Origin of the sequence: Candidatus Methylobacter oryzae (genome assembly GCF_003994235.2) — a bacterium.
GTDB lineage: Bacteria > Pseudomonadota > Gammaproteobacteria > Methylococcales > Methylomonadaceae > Methylobacter_A > Methylobacter_A oryzae.
On the sequence record NZ_RYFG02000102.1, the window covers coordinates 59,207 to 66,147 of the forward strand.

The 6,941-nt window shown below is 51.7% G+C and carries 7 protein-coding genes; all 7 read right to left on the reverse strand.

All coding sequences use genetic code 11. The annotated features are described in order from the left end of the window. Window positions 1-124: 124 nt before the first annotated feature. Window positions 125-598: a hypothetical protein gene (locus EKO24_RS13160; protein ID WP_127030474.1), complete on the reverse strand. Its 474-nt coding sequence runs from the start codon at window positions 596-598 to the stop codon at window positions 125-127. A 484-nt stretch (window positions 599-1,082) separates the two neighbouring features. Continuing rightward, the gene (locus EKO24_RS13165) at window positions 1,083-1,343 is read right to left on the reverse strand and encodes an RnfH family protein (RefSeq protein WP_127030473.1); all 261 of its coding nucleotides are present in this window, start codon (window positions 1,341-1,343) and stop codon (window positions 1,083-1,085) included. After that, window positions 1,340-2,047 (reverse strand): electron transport complex subunit E, encoded by a 708-nt coding sequence (locus EKO24_RS13170; protein WP_127030472.1) that lies wholly within the window; start codon window positions 2,045-2,047, stop codon window positions 1,340-1,342. Before EKO24_RS13170 ends, EKO24_RS13165 begins: the two co-directional genes overlap by 4 nt. A gap of 163 nt (window positions 2,048-2,210) precedes the next feature. Then, window positions 2,211-2,927, reverse strand: a complete 717-nt coding sequence (rsxG, locus tag EKO24_RS13175; protein ID WP_127030471.1) for an electron transport complex subunit RsxG — start codon at window positions 2,925-2,927, stop codon at window positions 2,211-2,213. 733 nt (window positions 2,928-3,660) lie between these two features. After that, window positions 3,661-4,734 (reverse strand): RnfABCDGE type electron transport complex subunit D, encoded by a 1,074-nt coding sequence (locus EKO24_RS13185; protein WP_127030470.1) that lies wholly within the window; start codon window positions 4,732-4,734, stop codon window positions 3,661-3,663. Further along, window positions 4,731-6,218: an electron transport complex subunit RsxC gene (gene rsxC, locus EKO24_RS13190; RefSeq protein ID WP_127030489.1), complete on the reverse strand. Its 1,488-nt coding sequence runs from the start codon at window positions 6,216-6,218 to the stop codon at window positions 4,731-4,733. Before rsxC ends, EKO24_RS13185 begins: the two co-directional genes overlap by 4 nt. A 47-nt stretch (window positions 6,219-6,265) precedes the next feature. After that, window positions 6,266-6,826: an electron transport complex subunit RsxB gene (gene rsxB, locus EKO24_RS13195; RefSeq protein WP_127030469.1), complete on the reverse strand. Its 561-nt coding sequence runs from the start codon at window positions 6,824-6,826 to the stop codon at window positions 6,266-6,268. Window positions 6,827-6,941 lie beyond the last annotated feature (115 nt).

The window sequence follows — 6,941 nt, forward strand, 5'->3', positions numbered from 1 at the left end:
CAAGGAATTGTAATAGACAAAAGAGGATGAAGCTCTAGCTTCGCAGAGTGAAACGCTAGAGCTTCGGATAGGGTAAAACCTGGGAGTAAGTTTCGTTTGAGCTGACAAGCCGCTCAACTCAGCTTTAAATATTGCAAGAACCGTCGGTTACCGGTTTGCCGAATATAACTTCCCAATTCATCGAATTACCGCGTTGGTTCATGACGACATTATAAATCGTGCCGCCTACGTTCAAGCACGGAATAGTCAAGGTCCCTTTTTGCAGATCCGCCGCTGCTTGCGTGGCGGTCGAGCTTGTTCCTGTCAGGCATGAACCTACGTTGATCACGCTGACAGGCGAGGATAAGCCGGGCGTTACCACCGCTTTGGTGCCGCTCACGACAATTTGCGTTGCCGCCGGATTAATCGGCTGGCTAAGCAATTGATCGACGCAGGCTTGCGTAGGCGTTGAGCCGGATAGCAGTTGCACTGACAAAGTAGAACCACCTAACAGAAAAATAGCGCCGTTGCTTACTGCAATCGTGTCGGCTAATACCAATGATGAAGCGAATAAACCGGATCCCAGCACAGCCGTTTTTATTATTGAATTGAGTTTCATGTTGCCCTCTTTGAAGCTAAATAAGAAGAAATGAAATTCGATATTTATGCGCGGCTATCTTTTACTTACACCCAAAGGGCATAAGTCTCGTTTGAGCAGATAAAGTGCTCAACTCAAGCTTTATACTTAATTTGCTATTGAGTCAAAAGCGTGCAGGATAAATCCCGAATTCATGCCGGATTGCCACTGCCCAGCTTTATCAGAGGCAAGCGCCTAAAGAAATTAATTCCATAGGCGCTTGTAAAATAATATCACGGTTGAAACAAAGAAAGCTTGTTCCAGCTCCCAATATCCGGATCGAGAGCAAACATAAATTCTATCTCCGGCAAATTGACATGAATTACCTCGATCATCAGATTTATTGTTCTTAAATACATTTTTCGATTAACTCCAGCCAGTCGATGTGCTCTTCTCCAGAGGCCATAATATAGGAAAAATTTTCTCGTTAAATAAAGCCGCCGACCTTCTCGCAGTATGCAATCGTCTAGCGTCTTCGCCGTTTGACCATTTGCGGATCGGCGGTAATTTGGCGATAAATTTCCACCCTGTCGCCGTCTTTTACCGCAGTATCCAGCGGAGCGATTTTGCCGAATATACCCACTTTTTGGCTGGACAAATCAATTTCAGGATAAAGCTTTAATACACCGGACAGCTTAATCGTTTCTTCTATAGTGCTGTTATCCGGCACTTCCAGGCGCATCCATAATTGTCTATCGACTTGCGCGTAACAAACTCCGACGTTCATGACTCCTCCTCGGCAATAACTGGGGCTAATACGGTTACGGATGCTTTTCTTTGTTTAATTTGCTCGATCTTTTGGTCTATTAAGCGCTTACCGACAATCAAAAAAGCCGTCATAATAAATCCGCCGGGCGGTAGCGCCATTAATAAGAAACCTTTGTAATTCGGAATAACAGTGACTTCCAAAAACTTGAACGATTCGCCCAACAACACCGACGCATTGGCAAATAATGTGCCCGATGCGGTAATTTCCCGCGCCGCGCCGAGAGCGACCAGCACGATCAAAAACCCCAGACCCATCATCAAACCGTCCCACAACGCTTCCCTGACCGGCTGCTTGGAGGCAAACGCTTCGGCGCGGCCCAGCAACGCGCAGTTCGTCACGATTAACGCAATGAACAAACCCAACACTTTATAAAGTTCGTGCGCCCAGGCGTTCATTAAAATATCGACTAAGGTCACCAACGCGGCGATTAACAGCACAAAAATCGGGATGCGAATTTCGTTGGGGATTAAATGCCGGGCCACTGAAATCAGGCCGTTGGAAGCGACAATAACCACCAGCGTCGCAAGACCCATGCCCAGGCCGTTGGTTGCCGTACCGGTCACCGCCAATAACGGGCACAGCGCCAGGTTTTGCCCGAACACGATGTTATTGTGCCAAATACCGTCGGCGGCGATTTTGCGATAAGTTTCCGATAAAAACATGACGATGCCCTCAAGGATTGATTCTACAAATCACAGTTGAAGATTTCAAACCCCGTTCGCCCTGAGCTCAGTCGAAGGGTGGACGGGGTTTGAAATACTGGTGGAGTATGGAATCCGCTCATGCTTCGACAAGCTCAGCACGAACGGCCCCCACACGTCCCAACTAATTTTCTAGGTTAATCAGTTGCGACTGATGCGCTTTGAATAACTGCAAGCCGCGATAAATGGCTTGCACCGATTTACGAGGTGTAATGGTCGCACCGGCAAACTGGTCGAACTCTCCACCATCCTTTTTTACAGCCCATTTTGCCGGTGCTAAATTGTCCAGGGAGCGGCCGGCAAAGTTCAAAATCCAATCCGACTTCGCGACTTCAATCTTGTCGCCCAGCCCCGGAGTTTCTTTGTGGCTCAGCACCCGTACACCCAGGATATTACCGTCGCGATCTATGCCCATAATCATATTGATCGCGCCGGAATAGCCGTCGGGCGCGGTAAACTTGAAACAGACGGCACTGACGCGGCCGGCTTTTTTAGCGATATAAACCGTGGTTTCGTCAGTGCCGATGTTGTATTCGGCCGATGCAACAGTCATCGTATCTTGCAGCATGTCGTTATCGTAAAGAGCGGCGGGTACAACCTCTGCCAACGATTTTTTTAAGTCTTCATCGAGCCGGCGCTGGATCGTGCCTTCGGTGCTGCAATTGGTCACACCCAGCAGTACGCTGGCGATTAATGCAAAGCCCGCCAACACGCCGGTTTGAAATTCCAGTTTGGGCCGGAGTTGGGCTAAGTTTGCCGGTTCCAGCCAGTTTTTAAGGAATTCCCGGTAAACGGCAATTTTTGCTTTCAGGCATTCTATGGTTGCTGGGTCAAGTTTCATGGCTTACGCTCGATTCATTTTTTTATCTCGTTCCCACACGCTGCGTGGGAATGCATTACAGGACGCGCTACGTCCTACAATTGGAAAGTTTATTTTTTAATACATTGCTTACAACTCAACGTTCGTAGCGCAACACGCTCATCGTTATACACATCCCGAAGTAGAACAGAACCAATCCCCTATGCCGCGCCGAGCACCGGAGCTTTTGCCGAGAATGGCCCGTCAGGGGTGCGGCAGGGAGGCCGCACGTCGGCAGAGGGGCAGGAGCCTCTTCTGCTGACCCTCGGCAAAAGCGAGGAGCGCAGGAAGCAAGCGGCATGGGGCCGCCTTTTCTTTGGATACTTTCTTTTGGCGGAGCAAAAGAAAGTATCTCGCCCTCGGGGGCGAGACCCCGATTCAAATAATCCGTCGCGGTAGCGACTCATCATTCCAAGATTGTCCTCCTTGACACCTGGATCCCGGCACCAATCCGTCTGGAACGGATTGGTATTCACCCGAAGGGCTCCGGGCAGGATAGCCCGGAGTAAATCCCTGCCGGGATGACGTGTTTAATAAATACTTGTGTATAACGACGAGTGCAGTGCGTGGGAACGAGGCAACCAGCGTAAATAAGCGTTTCCGCCAGACATATGCACTGCTTGCCGGAAATATACGCCCTTGCTTACGCCAGGCGGACTTACTTGTGCCCTGTGGGTATTCCAGCCTACATCCTTCGTTTTCGTGGTGAATTTTTCTACGATCTCGGTATCTCCAGCGGCTTGCCTTTACGATCGCGCCCGTAAATCCGGGGCTTAATGTAATAATCGATCAACGGCGTCGCCGAATTCATCAACAACACCGCAAAACCGGCACCCTCGGGATACGCTCCCCAAGTACGGATAACGAAAATCAGCAGTCCGCAACCCGCACCGAACACCAGTTGCCCTGTAGGCGTATTCGGCGAAGTGACGTAATCGGTCGCGATAAAAAATGCCACACACATCATCGCACCCGAATTTAAATGCAACAGCGGGCTGGCATAATGTTCGCTATCCGCGAGATGAAAAAAACCGGACAGCAGCGCAACGGTCAGCAGTAAAGACACCGGAATCTGCCATTGAATAATGTTTTGCCTGATCAGCCAGATGCCGCCCAAAGCCAACAACAGCGTCGATGTTTCGCCCAGGCTACCGCGCGTCCCGCCGATAAAACTAAGAAAACCGGAGTAATCCTTCAGTATGTCGGTCAACAAACGATTCTGCGAAAACTCGGTTTTGATATAACCCAATGTCGTCGCGCCGGTGCGAGCATCGATATTTTCCAAACCCGAAAAAGTAATGAGCCAGCTTTCGCTAAGCCCCGGCGAATGCGTAAAGAACAACGGCGACACATTCGCCCAAGTCGTCATTTCGATAGGAAAAGAAATCAGCAATGCAACCCGCGCCAACATCGCCGGGTTGAACAGGTTTTGCCCCAAACCGCCGTAAACCTGCTTACCTAAAACAATCGCCAGCCCTGAACCGACCACGCCTATCCACCACGGCGCCCAAGGCGGCAAGGTCATCGCCAACAGCCAGCCTGTCAGTAATGCCGAGCCGTCCATAATGACGGGCTTGGCCGCCCTGCCCTTAAGCTTCACGCAGAAAGCTTCAAACCCAACCGCCGACAGCACGGTAATGATAAACAGGTTGATTGCCGGCCAACCAAAACACAACAGCCCGAACGCCGTTGCCGGTGACAGCGCCAACATGACTTGCCACATGATATGGCTGACGCTGTTGTTGGCGCCGACATGGGCGCCGCTGCTCGGTTTCATATGCATAATCATACCAATGCCTCCTGCTCGGCTTTTAAGCGTTCACGCTCCGCCTTGGCCGCAATTCGGGCAAGCTCTTCTTCGCGTTGTTGCTGTGCGATGCGCTCCATGCGGACATTACGCGCATCGATCAACTTCTTGGTTTGCTCGGATTTGTGCTGGGCTTGCTGTCTGGCGACGATTTCGCCGGAAGCGTATTTAAAATACTGCACCAGCGGAATATTCGACGGGCAAATGTAAGAACAGCAACCGCAGCTGATGCAGTCTTTCAAGCCGATATCCACCGCCGCATCGAGTTGGTTAATGCGGATATTGTTCGCCATATCCAAAGGCCGGAGCCCCGCCGGACAAACGCTGACGCAACTGGCGCAGCGGATGCACGGTTGCTCATCGCTGCTTTTCAGTTCGCTTTGCGTTAGCGCCAAAATGCCGCTGGTAGCTTTAACGGTCGGAAGAGACGTATGAGGCAACGAATCGCCCATCATCGGGCCGCCCATCACAATGCGCGCGGTTGCTTCCTTATCCACTTCGCAAAAATCGAACAGTTCGGAGATTAACGTACCGAAAGGCACTTCGACATTCATCGGCCGCTTGACCGCGCCGCCCGCGACAGTCACGACACGGTTAAGCAACGGCTGTCCGTAACGAATCGCTTTATGGACCGCATAAGCGGTGCCGACGTTATGGATGGTCACGCCGATTTCCGACGAGCGGCAACCGACAGGGACTTCCTTGCCGGTTACGTAACGGATCAACTGCCTATCCCAGCCCATCGGATAGCGGGTCGGGATCTGTATGACTTGAATCTGCGCATAAGACTCGGCTGCTGCCCGCATCGCCTTATAAGCCTGAGGTTTGTTGTCTTCAATCGCGACCACCGCGCTTTCTGTCTCCATGCCGTGCAACATCAAGCGCACGCCGTCGATAATCTCACCGGCGCGTTCCTGCATCAAGCGGTCGTCGCAGCATAAATAAGGCTCGCATTCGGAACCGTTGATAATCAAGGTATCGACACGATTTTCGCGGCCCATGTTCAACTTGACCGCTGTCGGAAACGTCGCTCCTCCCAAACCGACAATACCCGCCGCGCCGACGCGCAAACTGACTTCTTCAGGACGGAGCTGGAACGGGTCGTCGACAAGTTGCGTTTTTATCCATTCATCCTTGCCGTCGGTTTCCAGCACGATAGTGCGAATGGGCAGCGCGGACGGGTGCGGTGCGGGATAATCGTTCACGTCGACGATAATGCCCGAACTGGGTGCGTGAACCGGCGCCGATATTTGCCCCTGACTGTAGGCTAAAAGCTGCCCTTTCAGCACTTTTTCGCCGACCATAATCAGCGGCTCCGCAGGCTTGCCGACGTGTTGTTGCAGCGGGATATACAACTTCTTCGGTAACGGAAAGTTATTGACGATAGGCAATGCAGCGGTTGCGGTTTTATGCTCATCCGCATGCACGCCGCCGCGAAATAACGTTTTTTTATACCCAAAGGACATAAATTTCGTTTGAGCAGACACGCTGCTGAACTCAGCTTTAAAAAGACTTAACATACGGCATTACTCCTTGTCGCCGGCGCAGGCAAAGGCTTCGCCCAGCGCCAGTTACGCAAGGTGACTTCAACGGGATGCATTTGCAGGCATTCGGTTGGGCACACATCGACGCATTTCTTGCAGGCGATACAGGCATCGGCAACGACCGCGTGGATTTGCTTCGGCGCGCCGACAATCGCATCGGTGGGACAGACTTTAAAGCAGCGGGTGCAACCGGTGCAGGTCTCTTCGCTGACCCTGGCGACCAGCAATTCAGGCTCTTTTACGTCGCTTAGGTCCAGGTCCAGACCCAATAACGCGGCGATTTGCTCAGCCAACGCGCTGCCGCCCGGAGGACACATCGTGGCCGGCGCATTGCCTTCGGCCAAGGCTTCGGCCGCAGGCCGGCAGCCCGGAAAGCCGCACTGGCCGCATTGCGACCCCGGCAGCAAAGCTTCCAGTTCATCGACAATCGGGCTGCTCTCGACTTTTAAATATTTGCCGGCAATACCCAGCAGCAAGCCTAGAAACAGCCCTAACAAGGTTAAACTTACAATAGCGGATAAAACGTACATAGTTTATTTCCTGTAAATTATTTATAATAGAAGTTACGCATTGACCGCTGGTTAATATTGTGGATTGAGCTGGTCTTTGCCCGGCATAAAGCCGGTGATGAACGTGGCGATAACC

Bases quoted from the DNA above. Each gene is read 5' to 3' on its own strand.
- EKO24_RS13160 (WP_127030474.1), bottom strand. From the start codon at position 598: ATGAAACTCAATTCAATAATAAAAACGGCTGTGCTGGGATCCGGTTTA.
- EKO24_RS13165 (WP_127030473.1), bottom strand. From the start codon at position 1,343: ATGAACGTCGGAGTTTGTTACGCGCAAGTCGATAGACAATTATGGATG.
- EKO24_RS13170 (WP_127030472.1), bottom strand. From the start codon at position 2,047: ATGTTTTTATCGGAAACTTATCGCAAAATCGCCGCCGACGGTATTTGG.
- rsxG (WP_127030471.1), bottom strand. From the start codon at position 2,927: ATGAAACTTGACCCAGCAACCATAGAATGCCTGAAAGCAAAAATTGCC.
- EKO24_RS13185 (WP_127030470.1), bottom strand. From the start codon at position 4,734: ATGATTATGCATATGAAACCGAGCAGCGGCGCCCATGTCGGCGCCAAC.
- rsxC (WP_127030489.1), bottom strand. From the start codon at position 6,218: ATGTCCTTTGGGTATAAAAAAACGTTATTTCGCGGCGGCGTGCATGCG.
- rsxB (WP_127030469.1), bottom strand. From the start codon at position 6,826: ATGTACGTTTTATCCGCTATTGTAAGTTTAACCTTGTTAGGGCTGTTT.